General features: G+C 57.3%; 16 protein-coding genes. 8 read left to right on the top strand and 8 right to left on the bottom strand.

The genetic code is table 11. The features are described from left to right. Positions 1 to 29 precede the first annotated feature (29 nt). Genes ftsX through ftsY form a run of 3 tightly spaced genes read right to left on the bottom strand, consistent with a single transcriptional unit; the run spans position 30 to position 3,368 of the window. Positions 30 to 1,013, bottom strand: coding sequence for a permease-like cell division protein FtsX (ftsX, locus tag PAG01S_RS18635; protein ID WP_010253316.1), 984 nt, complete (start codon positions 1,011 to 1,013; stop codon positions 30 to 32). Then, the gene (ftsE, locus tag PAG01S_RS18640) at positions 1,003 to 1,671 is read right to left on the bottom strand and encodes a cell division ATP-binding protein FtsE (protein ID WP_010253318.1); all 669 of its coding nucleotides are present in this window, start codon (positions 1,669 to 1,671) and stop codon (positions 1,003 to 1,005) included. Before ftsE ends, ftsX begins: the two co-directional genes overlap by 11 nt. Before the next feature lie 5 nt (positions 1,672 to 1,676). Then, positions 1,677 to 3,368 (bottom strand): signal recognition particle-docking protein FtsY, encoded by a 1,692-nt coding sequence (gene ftsY, locus PAG01S_RS18645; RefSeq protein ID WP_062759555.1) that lies wholly within the window; start codon positions 3,366 to 3,368, stop codon positions 1,677 to 1,679. Between the two features lie 232 nt (positions 3,369 to 3,600). Between ftsY and rsmD the strand changes: the two genes are divergently transcribed. Continuing rightward, a complete protein-coding gene (rsmD, locus tag PAG01S_RS18650; protein WP_010671526.1) occupies positions 3,601 to 4,200 on the top strand; it encodes a 16S rRNA (guanine(966)-N(2))-methyltransferase in 600 nt (199 codons plus the stop codon). After that, on the top strand, positions 4,190 to 4,462 hold the full coding sequence (locus PAG01S_RS18655) for a DUF1145 family protein (RefSeq protein ID WP_003852192.1): 273 nt from the start codon (positions 4,190 to 4,192) through the stop codon (positions 4,460 to 4,462). Before rsmD ends, PAG01S_RS18655 begins: the two co-directional genes overlap by 11 nt. 26 nt (positions 4,463 to 4,488) lie before the next feature. Here the strand turns inward: PAG01S_RS18655 and PAG01S_RS18660 are convergent, their stop codons facing one another. After that, positions 4,489 to 4,845, bottom strand: coding sequence for a DUF2500 domain-containing protein (locus PAG01S_RS18660; protein ID WP_022624010.1), 357 nt, complete (start codon positions 4,843 to 4,845; stop codon positions 4,489 to 4,491). A gap of 144 nt (positions 4,846 to 4,989) precedes the next feature. Between PAG01S_RS18660 and PAG01S_RS18665 the strand changes: the two genes are divergently transcribed. After that, positions 4,990 to 5,619, top strand: a complete 630-nt coding sequence (locus tag PAG01S_RS18665) for a lysoplasmalogenase (RefSeq protein ID WP_010253326.1) — start codon at positions 4,990 to 4,992, stop codon at positions 5,617 to 5,619. A gap of 93 nt (positions 5,620 to 5,712) precedes the next feature. Continuing rightward, positions 5,713 to 8,004: a zinc/cadmium/mercury/lead-transporting ATPase gene (locus PAG01S_RS18670; RefSeq protein ID WP_062759556.1), complete on the top strand. Its 2,292-nt coding sequence runs from the start codon at positions 5,713 to 5,715 to the stop codon at positions 8,002 to 8,004. Positions 8,005 to 8,058: 54 nt separating this feature from the next. Here PAG01S_RS18670 and tusA read toward each other — a convergent pair whose 3' ends face one another. Next, the gene (gene tusA, locus PAG01S_RS18675) at positions 8,059 to 8,310 is read right to left on the bottom strand and encodes a sulfurtransferase TusA (protein WP_010253330.1); all 252 of its coding nucleotides are present in this window, start codon (positions 8,308 to 8,310) and stop codon (positions 8,059 to 8,061) included. A 204-nt stretch (positions 8,311 to 8,514) separates the two neighbouring features. On the opposite strand from tusA, the gene PAG01S_RS18680 reads away from it, so the two are divergent. Continuing rightward, positions 8,515 to 9,180 (top strand): 7-cyano-7-deazaguanine/7-aminomethyl-7-deazaguanine transporter, encoded by a 666-nt coding sequence (locus PAG01S_RS18680; protein WP_010253331.1) that lies wholly within the window; start codon positions 8,515 to 8,517, stop codon positions 9,178 to 9,180. A gap of 116 nt (positions 9,181 to 9,296) precedes the next feature. Next, positions 9,297 to 9,851, top strand: coding sequence for a DcrB family lipoprotein (locus tag PAG01S_RS18685; RefSeq protein ID WP_010253333.1), 555 nt, complete (start codon positions 9,297 to 9,299; stop codon positions 9,849 to 9,851). Positions 9,852 to 9,906: 55 nt separating this feature from the next. Here PAG01S_RS18685 and iolE read toward each other — a convergent pair whose 3' ends face one another. From iolE to iolD, 3 genes are all read right to left on the bottom strand, one after another. Next, complete coding sequence (gene iolE, locus PAG01S_RS18690; protein WP_062759557.1) at positions 9,907 to 10,803, bottom strand: myo-inosose-2 dehydratase; 897 nt, start codon at positions 10,801 to 10,803, stop codon at positions 9,907 to 9,909. 47 nt (positions 10,804 to 10,850) lie between these two features. Further along, entirely contained in the window at positions 10,851 to 11,861 is a 1,011-nt protein-coding gene (gene iolG, locus PAG01S_RS18695) for a bifunctional inositol 2-dehydrogenase/D-chiro-inositol 1-dehydrogenase (RefSeq protein ID WP_062759558.1), read from the bottom strand. Between the two features lie 62 nt (positions 11,862 to 11,923). Continuing rightward, on the bottom strand, positions 11,924 to 13,864 hold the full coding sequence (gene iolD, locus PAG01S_RS18700) for a 3D-(3,5/4)-trihydroxycyclohexane-1,2-dione acylhydrolase (decyclizing) (RefSeq protein ID WP_010253337.1): 1,941 nt from the start codon (positions 13,862 to 13,864) through the stop codon (positions 11,924 to 11,926). Positions 13,865 to 14,409: 545 nt separating this feature from the next. Here iolD and PAG01S_RS18705 point away from each other — a divergent pair. Next, positions 14,410 to 16,323 (top strand): bifunctional 5-dehydro-2-deoxygluconokinase/5-dehydro-2-deoxyphosphogluconate aldolase, encoded by a 1,914-nt coding sequence (locus tag PAG01S_RS18705; protein ID WP_062759559.1) that lies wholly within the window; start codon positions 14,410 to 14,412, stop codon positions 16,321 to 16,323. Between the two features lie 496 nt (positions 16,324 to 16,819). After that, complete coding sequence (locus PAG01S_RS18710) at positions 16,820 to 17,662, top strand: MurR/RpiR family transcriptional regulator (protein WP_010253340.1); 843 nt, start codon at positions 16,820 to 16,822, stop codon at positions 17,660 to 17,662. Positions 17,663 to 17,689 lie beyond the last annotated feature (27 nt).

A 17,689-nucleotide genomic window follows, 5' to 3' on the forward strand; every position in this document is an offset into this window, starting at 1 on the left:
CCATTATAACAAAAAAATGTTGCAGGCGTTTACTGCGGCGTAAATCGACGTAAATGTTGTACCGTTGCCAGCCACGCAGCCACCCAGCCGATGATTGCCGCAATCAGTAACAGCAGCAGCGCCTCATCCCACGAGAAGCCTTCCAGCGAGAAGGTGGTACCAAATACCGTCGCCACGCTGGCAACAACGGACTGCAGACGCAGCACCAGCACTTCCGACAGCAGCAGCGACAGCACCGCCCCGCTGAAGCCCAGCAGCGCCCCGCCATAGAGGAATGGACGCAGGATAAAGCCGTCAGTGGCACCAATCAGCTTCTGCACGTTAATGGTGTCGCGTCGGGCAAAGATGCTGAGCCGGACGCTGTTACCGATCACCAGGAACACTGCCACGATCATCAGCACGCCAATCATTGAGGCGATCTGCCCCACCAGCCCGGTCAGCGCCGCCAGCCGCGCAAACCAGCTATCATCCATCCGCACTTCATCCACGCCCTGCACTTTAGTTACCCGATCGCGCAGGCTTTGCATGGTGTCTGAGTTCTGGAAATTGAGCTTAGGCGTGATGATGGCCACCGCAGGCAGCGGATTCTGCTCCAGCATATCCATTGCGCCGCCAAAGCCTGACCAGTTGCGGAACTCGTTCAGCGCCTCTTCCCGCGTCAGGTAGTTGACGTTATCCACGCCTTCGACCTGCTTGAGCTGCGCCACCACGTTTTCTGCCGCCGTGTCATCCAGCGTTTTGGAGAGATAAACGGTTAACTGCGGCGCCGGATACCACTGCGTTGCCGCCTGGCTGACGTTTTTCCACACCATGTAGCAGACGCTGGGCAGCGTCAGTGAAATGGCGATGACCATCACCGTCAGCAGGGTGGCCAGCGGCTGACGCCACATATCAGAAAGCGTGCCGCGCAGCGCATAGCGCCACTGCTCCTGCCAGCCGCCTTTCAGCGCTTTGCTCTTCGACTGCTGCTTCGCTTTCGGCGCAGCCGGACGTTTAATGCGTTTATTGACCATCGTGGCCTCCGTGCAGACGTCCCTGATTCAGCGTCATCATCCGGTAGTTGCGTCGGGCAATCAGACCGCTGTCATGCGTCGCCATCAGGACGGTGACGCCGACGCGGTTAAACTCTTCGAACAGGCGCAGAATATCTTCTGACAGCGCGTCGTCAAGGTTACCGGTCGGTTCATCGGCCAGCAGCACGGCGGGCTTATTCACCACCGCACGGGCGATGCCCACACGCTGCTGTTCACCGCCAGAAAGCTGAATCGGATAACTTTTCGCTTTGTCGAGCAGACCCACTTTATCCAGTGCCGCCGAAACGCGACGACGAATGTCTTCGCCGCTGGCACCGGAGATAATCAGCGGGATCGCCACATTTTCATAAACCGAACGATCCATCAGCAGGTGGTGATCCTGGAAAATCATGCCGATCTGACGACGCAGGAAAGGCACCTCGCTGTTACGCAGACGGGAAATGTCATGGCCGCTGAACCAGATTTTTCCGGCACTCGGGCGCTCAATGCCACAAATCAGCTTCAGCAAGGTACTTTTACCGGCACCGGAGTGGCCGGTCAGAAACGCCATTTCGCCGGGACGCAGACGGAAATCTACCCCCTGCAGCGCCTGACGTCCGCCGAGATATGCCTTACTGACCTCTTCAAAGCGAATCATCCTAATTAGTCCTCTCGGGCAAACAGTGCCTCAATAAAATCTTCCGCCTTAAACGGCCGTAAATCTTCAATGCCTTCACCGACACCAATGTAGCGAATCGGAATACCGAACTGATCGGCCACCGAGAAGATCACGCCGCCTTTGGCGGTGCCATCCAGCTTGGTGAGCGCAATCCCGGTCACGCCAACGGCTTCATTAAACAGTCGGGCCTGGCTGACCGCATTCTGTCCGGTGCTGGCATCCAGCGTCAGCATCACTTCGTGTGGCGCTGAATCATCCAGTTTCTTCATCACGCGGGTGATTTTTTTCAGCTCTTCCATCAGGTGCGATTTGTTCTGCAGACGACCCGCGGTATCGGCAATCAGCACGTCAACGCCACGCGATTTAGCCGCCTGAATAGCATCGAAGATCACCGAAGCGGAATCTGCACCGGTGTGCTGAGCAATCACCGGAATGTTATTGCGCTGACCCCACACCTGCAGCTGCTCAACAGCCGCGGCGCGGAAGGTATCACCAGCCGCTAACATCACGGATTTGCCTTCAGCCTGATACTGGCGCGCCAGTTTACCGATGGTGGTGGTTTTACCTACACCATTGACGCCAACCATCAGGATCACAAACGGCGTTTTGCCTGAGACGTCCAGTGGCGCATCCACTTTCGCCAGAATCGAGGCCATCTCCGCTTTCAGCAGGCCGAAGAGCGCTTCCGCGTCACGCAGCTGCTTGCGGTTTGCCTGCTGGGTCAGATGCGTGATGATGCGGCGAGTGGTATCCACACCCACATCCGCAATCAGCAGCTGCTCTTCCAGCTCGTCAAACAGCTCATCATCAATCTTTTTGCCACGGAACAGGCTGATAAAACCGGAACCGAGGTTCTGACGGGTTTTCACCAGGCTGCGCTTCAGGCGGGCAAAGAAGCCCTCTTTGCTTGGACGCTCCTGCTCCTGCACGATGAGTGGCGCGGCGGCCAGCGGGAGATCGCTGACGGTATCGGATAATGTCTCTGCCGGTTCCGCGTCGGTGACTTCGGCTTCGCCCAGTGCCAGTGCGGTCAGCTCTTCTTCGGTGAGCGGTGCTTCCGTTTCGCTGTCCGATATTTCAACGATCGCAGCTTCGTCCGGCGTCAGCGCTTCATCGCTTAACGGCGCTTCGGCTTCGCTGTGCGGGGTTTCAACGATCCCGGCGTCATCCAGCGCCAGCGCGGTCAGCTCTTCTTCGCTTAATGGCGCGTTCGCTTCGCTGTCCGGGGTTTCAACGATCGGGGCGTCGCCCAGTGCCAGGGCGGTCAGCTCTTCTTCGCTTAACGGCGCATCGGCGGGTTCCGCATCAACGGCTGGTTTTACCACGTCGTCGGCGTCAATAACCGGCGTCGCGTCATGTTCAGGTGCGGTGATTTCCAGTAGCGCTTCAGGATCGGCCTCAATCGGCGCAGCTTCATCCAGCACCATGGGTGCTGACTCGTGCGGCGCTGCCGCGGTGACTTCCGCCTCACGCTGCTGCCCGGCCACCGTTTCGGTGATAACGACAGTCTCTTCCGCTTGCGCTTCAGCCTGGCTTAATGCAGGGGCGTCCTGTTCTGCCTGCTGCTGTGCGGGTTCTGCGACCTCTTGTGTCTGCTCCTCCGCTACAGGTTGTTTCTCTTCCTCTTTGCCAAATCCCAGCCAGGAAAAAAAGCCACGTTTTTTCTCTTTTGCCATTGTGTGACGACACTCCTCGATGGCTTTGTCCCGGTCGCGCGTGGTTTCCAGGGGTAAATCAATGAAAGTTGGTCAGCGCCAGACCGGCGTAAACCGCAGAATAATGCATGACTTCAGCAACTCAGTAGTCTAACACTTTCCAGCCAGCTCACCACAGCACCCTTTTTTAACGTTTCTTCTCACCGATTCGCCCGTTAAACTACGCAACAAATTATGACGAGTTGTGAGCAAGATGAATAAAAACCCCCGCAGTACAGGCGGTGCCGGGCAGATTCGCATCATTGGCGGCCAGTGGCGCGGACGCAAACTGCCGGTGCCGGACAGCGCCGGACTGCGCCCGACCACCGATCGGGTACGTGAGACGCTGTTTAACTGGCTGGCCCCGGTGCTGCCAGAGGCGCGCTGCCTCGACTGCTTTGCCGGTAGCGGCGCATTAGGACTGGAAGCCCTGTCGCGTTACGCGGGATCGGCGACGCTGCTCGAGCTGGAACGGCCGGTGGCGCAGCAGCTGACAAAAAATCTGCAGACGTTGCGCGCCAGTAATGGCACCGTGATTCAGACCAATGCGTTAAACTGGCTGGCACAGCCAGGTGAACCCTTTGATGTGGTGTTTATCGATCCGCCGTTTCGTCAGGGATTGCTGGAACAGACGTTACAGCTGCTGGAGCAGAATCACTGGCTGGCCGATCAGGCGCTGATTTACGTCGAAAGTGAAGTGGAAAATGGCGCACCGCCGGTGCCGCCAGAGTGGGATCTTTATCGCGAGAAAATAGCCGGACAAGTGGCTTATCGTTTGTATCAACGTCAACAGGAGACGCAGGATGTTACTTAATTTGGGGCGTCTGTTGATGCTATGCGTGTGGGGATTTCTGCTGGCTAACCTGGTTCATCCCTACCCGAAACCGCTGACTTATTTTATCAACGTTGCGCTGATTTTCATGATCCTGATGCATGGCCTGCAGCTGGTGTTACTGCGCACCACGCAGACCAAAGATGCGCCGCCGATTGACCGCGTCACCCAGGCCAAAGTGTTTCTGTTCGGGGTGTTCGAACTGGTCGCCTGGCAGAAGAAAAACTTCCCACGCAAGAAATAATCCCGGGCGGGCGCGATGCCCGCCGGTTACTGCCGGGGTGTGAAGCTGATAAAGCGCGTGCCCTGCATCTTCAGCTCGCCTCTGGCGCCCTTGTCCAGCTGATGATATTCCGCCTCTTTAAGCTGCACTTTGATGTCGCTGGCACCGTTCAGCGGGTGAAACAGCACCTCGTAGCGCATCTCTTCCCCGGCGATCACTTCCCGCTGCCGTGAACGGCGATTGGGTGCAGGAAATTCACGTTTGGTTTTGACCTCAGCCTGCAGAGAACGCTCGGGTGAAGCGTCATTCACCGCCACTTCCCGGCGTTGCTTAATGAACTGACGGGTCGCCAGCACGGCGATAATCGCCAGAACGATGATAAAGATTAGCGGCGGTTTGCTCATAGCGTTCTTGTGCCTGCAGGATGATTAATCAGGCGGCAAAGCATACAACCAGAGTTGCCTGATTGTCACATCTCAGAGGCTTAACCTAAACTGGAAGGGATATTTTGGGATCTTTCACCATTTTGAACAAAAAAGGGAGAAACAATGCTCTGGTCTTTCCTCGCTGTACTTTTCTCCGGCTGGCTCTATGTCGACGCCACCTATCGCGGCCCGCAATGGCAACGCTGGTTATTTAAGCCGGTCACGCTGCTGCTGCTTGTCGGGCTGGCCTGGCAGGCACCGGTGCTGCAGACTACGGACTACCTGATTCTGGCCGGTCTGGTCGCGACGCTGGTCGGTGATGCGTTAACGCTGCTGCCGCGTCAGCAGATGCTCTATGCCATCGGGGCTTTCTTCCTGTCGCACCTGCTTTATACCCTCTGCTTCGCCGCCAGCATGACCATGACCTTCTTCTGGCCAATTCCGCTGACGCTGCTCATCATCGGTGCCGCCCTGATTGGCATCATCTGGAGCCGACTGGAAGATCTGCGCTGGCCTGTCTGCACCTTTATCGGCATGACGCTGGTGATGACCTGGATAGCGACCGAGCAGTACTTCTTCCGCCCGACCGATTACAGCTTCTCGATCATGGTGGGTGCCGGTCTGCTGCTGCTGGCAAACGCCGTCTGGTTTATCTCACACTATCGCCGCCGCTTTACCGCCGACAGCGCGATTGTCGCCGCCTGCTACTTCGCCGGTCACTTTATGATCGTGCGCTCGTTGTGGGTCGTCTGAAAAAATAGCCTTGACTCTGGAGTTCACTCCAGAGTGTAGGATAGGGGATGGGCTGCGTTGCTCATCCCACTATCCTTACACTCTGGAGGTCATATGCATCAACATCACGCCTGTGGCTGCGGCAAACCCCGTGCCAGTCACGCCGCAGCAAAACCGCTGTGCCAGGTTCGCCAGGCCCGACCCCTCTCCCTTTCTATTCACGCCGCGACGCCTGTACCTGCCGAGACGGCAGGCTGTTGCTGTGACAGTCACTGCAGCCCTGGCAACGACGCCGACACCGCTGAGGAAAGCGACCGGCGAGGTGCCGACAGTTATCCCTTTAGCTGGCAGGTCAGCGGGATGGATTGCCCGTCGTGTGCCCGCACCATTGAAACCGCTGTCCGTCAGGTGAGTGGCGTGACCGACGCCCGTGTCTTGTTCAGCAGCGAGAAACTGGTGGTCAACGCTGACCAGGACGTACAAAACGCCGTTGAACAGGCGGTGAAAAAAGCCGGCTTCCAGCTCGCAACCCCATCAGCCACGTCGGCCACATCCCCCGCTACGCCGGGCTGGCAGCATAACCGGATGCTGATTTTGCTGGCGCTGTTGGTGCTTGCCAGCAGCATTCTCAGCCAGTTCGCGCCCGTCTGGGGCGATCGGCTGTTTGTGCTGACCACGCTGGTCGGCCTGGTCCCGGTGGCGCGCGGCGCCTGGCAGCGTCTGCGCAGCGGATCGCCTTTTACCATTGAGACATTAATGACGCTGGCGTCAGCTGGCGCGCTGATTATTGGCGCACACGCTGAAGCCGCGATGGTGCTGGTGCTGTTTCAGCTGGGCGAACAGCTGGAAAGCTATGCCGCTTCCAGGGCGCGCAGCGGCGTTACCAGCCTGATGGCGTTGCGGCCTGAATCGGCGATCCGCCTTGAACAGGGCAAACGTACTGAGGTACCGCTCGCAGCGCTGCAACCCGGCGATGTGATTGAAGTCGCGGCGGGCAGCCGCTTGCCGGTCGATGGCAGCTTAATCAGCCCGCTTGCCAGTTTCGATGAGAGCGCGCTAACCGGTGAATCACTGCCGGTAACGCGGGCCAGCGGCGAAAAAATCCTCGCCGGTGCTACCAGCGTTGATCGCCTGGTGATGCTGGAAGTGGTGTCGAAGCCGGGTGAAAGCGCGATCGACCGTATCCTGCAACTGATTGAAGAAGCGGAAACGCATCGTGCGCCGGTCGAACGCTTTATCGACCAGTTCAGCCGTATTTACACGCCGCTGGTCATGCTGCTGTCGCTGCTGGTGATGGTGGTGCCGCCCCTGCTCGGCGCAGGCGACTGGCAGCCTTGGATCTACAAAGGGCTGACACTGTTGTTGATTGGCTGCCCCTGTGCGCTGGTGATCTCCACGCCTGCCGCCATTACCTCCGGGCTGGCTGCGGCGGCGCGACAGGGCGCACTGATCAAAGGCGGTGCGGCGCTGGAGCGGCTGAGTTCGGTGCGCAGAATGGCGTTTGATAAAACCGGTACTCTGACGCTGGGCAAGCCACAGCTGACGCAGATCCTGCGCTTTGGTACGGCCAGCGAGTCAGAGATGCTGGCGCTGAGCGCCGCTGCGGAACAGGGTGCCACCCATCCGCTGGCCAGCGCTATCGTGGCGGCCGCGCAGGCGCGTGATCTGGTGATTCCTGACGCGCAGGATCAGCAGGTGCAGGCGGGACGCGGCATCAGCGCGAAAGTCGCTGGCCAGCAGATTCAGCTGCTGACGCCCGGCCATGCACCCGGTCTGACGCCGCAGCAAAATGCGCAGATAGCGCAACAGGAAGCTGAAGGTGAAACTCTGGTGGTGCTGATGCGCGATGGCGAAGCGCTGGGTGCGCTGGCTCTGCGCGATCAGCTGCGCGACGACGCCGTCGAGGCGTTAAAGGCGCTGAAAAAGCTGGGTATTGAGAGCCTGATGCTGACCGGCGACAATCCGCGCGCTGCGGCGACCATTGCACGCCAGCTCGATATTGATTATCGCGCCAGTCTGCTGCCCGCCGATAAAGTCGCGGCGATCCGTGAACTGAGTCAGCAACAGCCGCTGGCGATGGTTGGGGATGGCATTAACGACGCGCCAGCAATGAAAGCGGCAACGCTGGGCATTGCGATGGGCAGCGGCACCGATGTGGCACTGGAAGCGGCCGATGCTGCCCTGACGCGTAATCAGCTCAGCAATCTGGCTCCGATGATTGCGCTGGCACGCCGGACACGGCGTATCATCCGCCAGAATATCGGTATTGCGCTGGGGCTGAAGGCGATTTTCCTGGTCACAACCCTGCTGGGTCTGACCGGACTCTGGCTGGCGGTGCTGGCGGATTCGGGTGCGACCGCGCTGGTCACCGCCAACGCGCTGCGGTTACTGCGTCGCCGCGCCTGAGCAGGCGGCTTCTGATCTGAAGAGTGAGGTTAACGGCGGCCTGTACGGCTGTCGTTAACCCGCCATGCCTTTGCGGATCAGAAACTGATAGGGCAGCGTGTCGGTTTGCTGCGCCAGCAAGCCATGTTCCATAAAGCGGCAGAAGCCGGGAATATCGCGCGTGGTGGCCGGATCATCGGCGATGATCAGCAACGTCTCGCCATCCTGCAGGCTGCGTACGGTTTTGCGCACCATCATCACCGGCTCCGGGCAACGCAGGCCACGGGCATCCAGCTGATGATCGGCAGAGGAAAAAGCATCGCTCATAATCAACTCGGTTCAGGTAAAGGGCGCTCATTCTAGCGCGTGCTGGCGGTGAAGCAAGGCGATAACGATTGCGCTAAAATTAACCATTGCATAAAAAGCACAACGCGGTAAGATGCCGCCGCTTTTTGCTCATAAAACTGCCAGGCGCTGCCCGAACGGCGTCCCGCAATGGGTTCCCTCACCCCAACATTAAAAAGGTTGAATATGCTCGCATTTTCTTCGCGTCAGCGCATGCATGCGCTTTTCTGGTTATCGCTGTTTCACCTGCTGGTGATCACTTCGAGTAACTATCTGGTTCAGCTGCCTATTTCAGTGTTTGGCTTCCACACCACCTGGGGTGCATTCAGCTTCCCGTTTATCTTCCTGGCGACCGATCTCACCGTGCGTATTTTTGGCGCACCACTGGCCCGACGCATTATTCTGGCCGTGATGATCCCGGCACTGTTTATCTCTTACAGTGTCTCGGCGCTGTTCTATCAGGGTGAATGGCAGGGCTGGCAGGCACTGGAAGTGATGAATCTGTTTGTTGCCCGTATCGCCTGCGCCAGCTTTATGGCTTACGCGCTGGGTCAGATCCTCGACGTTCACGTGTTCAACCGTCTGCGTCGCCTGCCACAGTGGTGGATTGCGCCGGGCTGCGCCATGTTCCTGGGGAATATCAGCGATACGCTGGCCTTCTTCTTTATCGCCTTCTATAAAAGCCCCGATGCGTTTATGGCGCAGCACTGGGTTGAGATTGCCCTGGTGGATTACAGCTTCAAAGTGCTGATCTGCATGGTCTTCTTCCTGCCCGCCTACGGCGTGCTGCTCAACGCGGCGCTGAAGCGTCTGGCTGAACGCCAGACCGCCCGCCAGGTCAATTTCGGCTAAGCGCCCATACGGTTTCCACTACTATCCGCTAAGATCTTCTGACAATCATCAGGTTGCGTTTGCAACCTGATTCCTGTTGTATTAATGCCTGACTGGAAACTTAAAAAGGGATTCTGATGCGCAACCTGGTGAAATATGTAGGAATGGGTTTACTGGTACTCGGCTTAGCAGCCTGTGACCAGAAGAAAGATGAAGCGGCGAATGACAACGGCGTCAGCGCCAGTCAGTCGGCGCAAACCGTCACGCTGATGGATGGCAAACTGAGCTTCTCGCTGCCACCAGGCATGTCCGATAAAAGCGGTAAACTGGGTTCGCAGACCACTAACATGCACGTTTATGCGGATGAAACCGGTGCCCGCGCCATTATTGTGATTGCCGGTGACCCGACCAATGATGGTCTGGATGTGCTGTCGCAGCGTATGGAACAGCAGCAGCGTAACCGCGATCCGCAGTTGCAGGTGGTGTCGAACAAATCTGTGACGCTGAAAGATCAGCCCGCACAGCAGCTGGATACGGTGATCTCTGCCAACAACCAGACCTCATGGTCTTCAGTGGTTCTGGCGAAAGTGGATGGCAAACTGGTGACGCTGCAGATTACACTGCCAGGTGATAATCAGCAGCAGGCGCAGAGCGATGCTGACAACATCGTGAAAAGCATTACGCTGAAGTAAAACAAAAGGCTGGCTTCCCTGCACGGGGAAGCCAGCCTTCGGTCAGAAGGGCTTTTTATAAACCTGCATTCTCGCGAATATATTTCCGCGCTTTCACCGCATATTCAAACGGATTGGCCAGTGCCGGATCCTGCTCCGCTTCAACCACCATCCAGCCTTTATAGCCGTAATCATCCAGGATTTCGAACACCGGTCTGAAGTCGATCACGCCATCGCCCGGTACGGTAAAGGTGCCCTTTTTCACTCCTTCCAGGAACGAGAGATGTTTCTCACGCACCTCGGCGACCACCTCATCACGCACATCCTTAAGATGAACGTGGAAGATGCGCGGCAGATATTTCTCCAGTACCGCCAGCATCTTCTGCTGGGAGCCTTCGGAGTAGTAGACGTGGCCGGTGTCATAGAGCAAACCGACCTGCTCGTCGGTCATCTCCATAAACCGGTCAATCTCTTCAGTGGTCTGAATGCCGGTGCCCATATGGTGATGCAGCGTCACGCGCATCCCCTTCTCCGCCGCGATGCGGGCCAGTTCGTTGTAGCCTTCCGCGGTTAACTGCCACTCTTCATCGCTGAAAATGGCTTTCTCTTCAAACACCGCAAGCCCGGTGCCCTGAATACTTTTGCTCTGCTCGGAACAGCCAATCACCCGCGCGCCCATTGCATGCAGGAAGTTCATATGCTCGATGAACTGTTCGATGGTTTTCTGTTTGTCGCCGTTGGCGAAAAAGGTGCTGAACCAGGCGTTACAGATCTCGATGCCGCGAATGTCGAGCATCGGTTTCAGGATCGCCGGATCGCGGGGATATTTGCTGCCTACTTCGCTGCCGGTAAAGCCAGCCAGCGCCATCTCACTGACGGTTTGCTGGAAGGTATTCTCACTGCCGAGATCCGGCATGTCATCGTTGGTCCAGCCGATCGGGGCGATCGCCAGTTTTACATTCTCTTTGTTCATTATCTTATTCCCAGGCGGAGAGCGGCCATGCCGCATAGACAGCTAAATCAGTTATAGAAAGCAGGACGCGGCGGCATCTCTACCGGCTCAATCGCACCACTGTTCTGCGCTTTAATGCAGGCATCGGCGGCGACTGAGGCGGCAAAGCCATCCCAGGCAGAAGGACCGGTCAACTGGCCCGCTTTGATGTCGTTGATAAACGCCTGCAGCTCAACGTCATACGCTTCGATAAAGCGATCTTTCCAGTCCACCAGAATGGTGTTCGACAGGCGGGCCTCTTTGCGCAGCTGCACCGAAGAGGGCTCTGGCAGGCGCGCAATCCCCTCTTCACCCACCACTTCACACTGGATGTCATAGCCGTAAGCGCAGTTAACGAAGATCTCGACGTCAATGCGAACCCCTTTCTGGGTTTCAAACAGCACGATCTGCGGATCTTTCAGCTGACTGTGTGACTTCGAGGTGACGCGCGGGAAGACTACCTGCACCGTTTTATAGTCATCGTTTGTCAGCCAGCGCAGCACATCCAGCTCGTGGATCAGGGTGTTGGTGATCGCCATCGGCGTGGTGTAGTTCTCCGGCACGGTCGGGTTGCGGTGCGCACAGTGCAGCATCAGCGGCTCACCGATATCGCCATCGGTGATCACTTTTTTCAGTGCACGGTAGCCCGCATCGTAAGGACGCATAAAGCCGACCTGCACCAGGCGTTTACCCGCCTGAATCTCTGCATCCACGACCCGGCGGCAGCCCTCAGCGCTCATCGCCAGCGGCTTCTCACAGAACACCGGTTTACCGGCGGCAATCGCCGCTAAGGTGAACTCTTCATGGGTCGGATCCCATGAGGTGACCAGCACCGCATCAACATCCGGAGACTGAATCACGTCGTGTCCATTTTCGAATACCTTCGCCTCAATATTCAGGCGTTGCAGTGCGGCACGCGCGCCTTCGACATTAATGTCAGAGACGGCAACCACCTGTGCACCCTGCAACACATGGCTGCAGCGACGAATATGTTCCTGACCAATTGCACCTGTACCGATGACGCCAAGTTTCAAAGTCATAATTACACCTGTGTAGGGTTCGTACGGAGAAGAGCAAAACGGGCCGTGGCACGGCCCTGAAATTAATATTTTCGCGCCTGATCCAGATGGCTGTTGAGCTTGTCCGCCACCGCCTGAGAACGTTCGGTCTTCGAGGCCTGCGCCACGCCGACGTGCCACCAGCTGAAATATTTGTGGATCATGGTTTTTGGCAGCACTTTGATGTCGATAAGGGTGGAAACCGTCTGCGTGCGGGCATCTTCCAGCGCCGCCTTGAGCTGCTCCAGCGTGGTCACACGATAGGTTTTGCAGCCATAACCGGCGGCGATAGCGGCAAAATCGACCGGGATAAAGCCGCCGTCCAGCTTGCCACCTTCCGCATTACGGAACCGGAACTCGGTGGTAAAGCTGTCCATACCGTGTTCCATCTGCAGGTTATTGATGCAGCCGTTGGTCATGTTATCCAGCAGCACTACGTTGATCTTCGCCCCTTCCTGAATCGAGGTGACCAGCTCTGAGTGCAGCATCATAAAGGAGCCATCACCGACCAGCGCATAGACCTCGCGCTGCGGCTGCGCCAGCTTCACACCCAGCGCGGCATTCACTTCATAACCCATGCAGGAGTAGCCATATTCAACGTGGTAGGCGTTGTAATCTTTGGTGCGCCAGACGCGCTGCAGGTCGCCCGGCAGACTGCCCGCCGCTGCCACTACCACTGCGTCTTTCGGCAGTTGCTCATTTAAGGTGCCGAGCACGCTGCTTTGCGTCAGTAGCGACTGGGTCAGGCGGTTAAACTCAGCGAACACCGCTTCGCGGTCGAGATGATCCGCAATCTCCGGCACAAAGTCGCCATCGTGATATTCCACCTGGTAGACGCGCTGCGTCTCTTTCAGCAGCTGGCTCTGCGCCTGCTCAATCTGGTTGCCCCAGTCGTTGCTGTAGTGCTGCGAGGCCAGCCCGGCGGTGAGCGCGGTCAGCCCTTCGCGGGCATCGGCCAGCAGCTGCACGCCATCGAGCTTGTAGCTGTCAAAGTTACTGACGTTGATGTTCAGGAAGCTGACATCGGGATGCTGGAAAATCCATTTCGACGCGGTGGTGAAGTCGGTGTAGCGGGTGCCGATGCCGATCACTAAATCGGCCTCTTTCGCCAGCAGGTTAGCCGCCAGACAGCCGGTTTCGCCCACGCCGCCGACATTCAGCGGATGGTCAGAGACCAGCGTGCCTTTGCCCGCCTGCGTCTCCGCAAAGGGAATCTGATAGCGCTCGGCAAACTGGCGCAGCGCCTCGCCCGCTTCGGAGTATTTCACTCCGCCGCCGCAGATAATCATCGGCTTGCGCTTACGGTTAATCAGCGTCAGGGCATCTGCCAGCTGCGCCGCCACCGGCAGGCGGCGATCCAGACGGTGCACCCGTTTCTGGAAGAAGTAGTCCGGGTAATCCCAGGCTTCGCCCTGCACATCCTGCGGCAGCGACAGCGTGACCGCGCCGGTTTCTGCCGGATCGGTCAGTACGCGCATGGCGTTGATACAGGCGGACATCAGCTGTTCCGGGCGGCTGACGCGATCCCAGTATTTGCTGACGGCGCGGAAGGCATCGTTGGTGCTGATGCTGAGATCGTAGCTCTGCTCAATCTGTTGCAGCACCGGATCGGGCTGACGGGTGGCGAAGACGTCGCCTGGCAGCAGCAGCAGAGGAATGCGGTTGGCGGTCGCGGTCGCCGCGGCGGTGATCATATTGGCCGCACCAGGCCCCACAGACGAACTGCAGGCGATAATCTGGCGGCGCAGCGACTGGCGCGCAAAGCCGGTGGCAGCATGAGCCATACCCTGCTCATTACGGCCCTGGTAGACCACCAGATCGCCGCTATCCTGTTCCAGCGCCTGGCCCAGCCCCAGCACGTTGCCATGTCCGAAAATGGCGAAGATGCCTTTTACGAACTTCGTCTCAACGCCATCGACATCAATGAATTGATTATCAAGAAATTTAACCAGCGCCTGTGCCGTGGTCAGTCTGATAGTGCCCATATTCTTCCTTACATGCTGGTGGACCCCGACTTCCGCGACAGCACGCCAGGCGTTGTCATCGGCGGAAAAGGCGACCTGAATAACTGAAACGTGAGGCGATTATAAACAAATATATTTTTCATAAAACACGATTACAGAAGAAACATTTCATTTTGCGAGTGAGATCAAATTTAATGACGGCAACAGGTCTGGCGGGCGATTGCAGTGGGGAAATCTGGAACGTTTAACAGAGAGTGGTGCCTGATGAAAAAATTCATTTCAATGCAGCAGCTTGCCTGACTGGCGTGCGGATTCCTGCGATCCCCTTCACAACCCTGACATACCGCACATCACGCTGGCAGAGTTCGCGCAGGCGGGCGGCAATCAGGAGTTTTACCTGGTTCACAAAATTGCGATGGATATTTCATTTCGTATTGAATATGGAATTTTTATTCCTCATACTCCCCTCATAGCCAGTCAGACACCTACAGACCCGGAAGCAGAGCGTAACTGGTGTCGGTCTTTACGCCCGCCAGCGCTGCTAATCACAGAAGGAAACCACAGGTATGAGTACACAACAGAAACCGCTTGATGTGATTTGTATCGGGCGCATCGCCGTTGATTTTTATGGCCAGCAAATCGGGGCGCGACTGGAAGATGTCACCTCGTTTGCTAAATATCTGGGCGGCTCGTCAGGCAATGTCGCCTATGGCACCGCGATTCAGGGGCTGAAATCGGCGATGCTGGCGCGGGTGGGAGATGAGCATAATGGTCGCTTTCTGCGTGAAGAGTTGCAGCGCGTAGGCTGTAACACCGATGCGCTAATCACCGATCCGCAGCGTCTGACCGGACTGGTGATCCTCGGCATCAAAGATGAAGAGACTTTTCCGCTGATTTTCTACCGCGATAACTGCGCCGATATGGGCCTGGTTCCGGACGATATCGATGAAGCCTTTATTACCTCTGCGCGCGCCGTGGCGGTTACCGGCACCCACTTATCTCATCCTCAGACCCGCGAAGCGGTGCTGAAAGCGCTGGATATCGCCCGCCGCAACGGCCTGCGCACGGCGCTGGATATCGATTACCGTCCGGTGTTGTGGGGACTGACCTCTCTGGGCGACGGTGAAACACGTTTCATTGAGTCGTCACAGGTCACGCAGCAGTTACAGGAAGTGGTGCACTATTTCGATTTGATCGTCGGCACCGAAGAGGAGTTTCATATTGCCGGTGGCAGCACCGACACCCTGACCGCGTTGAAAAACGTGCGTCAGGCGAGTCAGGCGACGCTGGTCTGCAAACGCGGTCCGTTGGGTTGCGTGGTGTTTGAAGGCGAGATCCCGGATAGCTGGGAACAGACTGAACTGCACACGGGCGTTCGCGTCGAGGTTCTCAACGTGCTGGGCGCGGGCGATGCCTTTATGTCTGGCCTGCTGCGCGGCTGGCTGAATGATGAGGGCTGGACTCAGGCGTGCCGTTACGCCAACGCCTGTGGAGCGCTGGTGGTATCACGCCACGGTTGTGCGCCCGCCATGCCAACCAAAGCGGAGCTGGATGATTTCCTGAGTCGCGACAAAGAGGTGAAGCGTCCCGATCTCGACAACCGTCTGAACCATCTGCACCGCGTGACTACCCGCAAGCAGCAGTGGCCGGAGCTGAATGTCTTCGCCTTCGACCACCGCAAACAGCTGGCGGATATGGCGCAGGAAGCGGGCGTGGACGAGAGCCGCATTCCGGAACTGAAACTGCTGCTGCTGGAAGCCGCTCAGCAGGCTGCCAGAGAGGCAGGATTAGAGAATAAAAGCGGGATTCTGGCGGATACGACCTACGGTCAGAAGGCGCTGAACGCCATCACCGGTAAGAACTGGTGGATTGGCCGCCCGATTGAGCTGCCGAGCTCGCGGCCGCTGCGCCTGGAACATGGCAACATCGGCTCGCAGCTGATCGACTGGCCTGCCGAACACGTGGTGAAATGTCTGGTCTTCTATCATCCACATGATAGTGCTGAACTGCGTAAAGAGCAGGATGAGCTGGTGCTCGACGTCTGGAACGGCTGTAACAAAAGCGGTCATGAGCTGCTGCTGGAAGTGATTCTGCCTGACAACAATCCGGATAAGAATGAAACGTATTACTTTGATATGTTGAGCCATTTCTACAGTCTGGGCATCCAGCCTGACTGGTGGAAACTGCCACCGCTGTCGGCGGAAAGCTGGCAGGCGATCAGCGGTCTGATTGAGCAGCAGGATCCCCACTGTCGCGGCATTCTGTTACTCGGTCTGGATGCGCCCGAAGAGAAGCTTAAAGCGGGCTTCGCCGCGGCGGCCAAAGCGCCCTGGGTGAAAGGTTTTGCGGTAGGCCGCACTATCTTTGGTCAGCCTTCCCGCCAGTGGTTACAGGGGGAGCTGGACGATCAGGCGTTGATTGAGACGGTTAAAGGCAACTATCTGCGACTGATTGAGTACTGGCGCGCTGCACGCGCCTGATTTCCTGCTCTGCCAGAGGCTGTCTCAACCAGGATAGCCTCAGACTGCTGACTCATTCAAAGCAGGGTGAATGTTGCCGCAACGAATAAGCTCAATGCGCAGGTAACACGGTCAGAGGAGGAAAGCGTCCCGCGCCAGGGACGGCGCGGGCCGAGCGGCCAGGGATGGCTTTAGCGACTTTCCGATCTGACCGTGTTACCTGAGCCTGCACAGTCTTACAGCTGGAAGGGGCACACTTTTCAACAATCTCACGCCATCACACCCGGGATGGCGTTTTTACTCGCATCCCTCTTCTCCTCACTGACTTTCCACGCCGGTTTTCATCCTGTTATAACCTGTGCAGAGGCGCGCCTCGGGCGCTGAGGCTAATCTGTGAACCATTTCATAAAGCCATGAAATAAACCGCGTCGTTGACGCAAAGAAATGAAATTTTCCATCCATCTGATACTATAGCGCTCATTATGCAGCCATTATTCTAATTATACGGGCAGAAGTGATGAACAATAATCCCACCCAACTTTCTCTCTTGCAGGACGATATTCGTCGCCGCTACGAAACGCTGAGCAAGCGTCTTAAACAGGTTGCGCGCTACATCCTTGATAACAGTAACAGTATTGCTTTCGATACCGTCGCCTCGATTGCTCAACAGGCCGATGTGCCACCGTCGACGCTGATCCGCTTTGCGAATGCTTTTGGCTTCAGCGGCTTCAACGAAATGAAACAGGTTTTTCGTCAGCATCTGATGGAGGAGACGGTCAACTATACCGAGCGCGCTCGCCTGTTTCGCCAGACCTCCACGGACGACAGCGCCAGTGCGCCTGAAAGTCCGGCGGAAATCCTCAACGTCTTTACCATGGTTAACAGCCAGGCGCTGCAGCAGCTGGCGATGCAGGTTAATCCTGAGCAGCTGAACAAAGCGGTGAAACTGCTGAATGAGGCTGAGAATATCTATGTTATCGGCCTGCGCCGCTCTTTCAGCGTCGCCTCCTACCTGGTCTACGCGCTGCGTCATCTGGAGCGCCGCGCTTTCCTGATTGATGGCCTGGGCGGGATGTTTACCGAGCAGCTCAGCCTGGTAAACCCGAAAGATGTAGTGATTGCGATCAGCTACTCGCCTTATGCACGTGAAGCGGTCGAGGTGGTTGAAATGGGTGCCAAACGCGGTGCGCATCAGATTGCCATTACCGACAGTCAGGTCAGTCCGTTGGCCGCCTTCAGCGATGTCTGCTTTGTGGTACGTGAAGCGCAGGTCGATGGCTTCCGTTCGCAGGTCGCTTCACTCTGCCTGGCACAGACGCTGGCGGTTTCGCTGGCACTGAACAACGCAAAAACCAGCTGAGTTCCACACACAAAAAAGGGCAGCGCG

The organism is Pantoea agglomerans NBRC 102470 (genome assembly GCF_001598475.1).
In the GTDB taxonomy this organism is placed as follows: Bacteria; Pseudomonadota; Gammaproteobacteria; order Enterobacterales; family Enterobacteriaceae; genus Pantoea; species Pantoea agglomerans.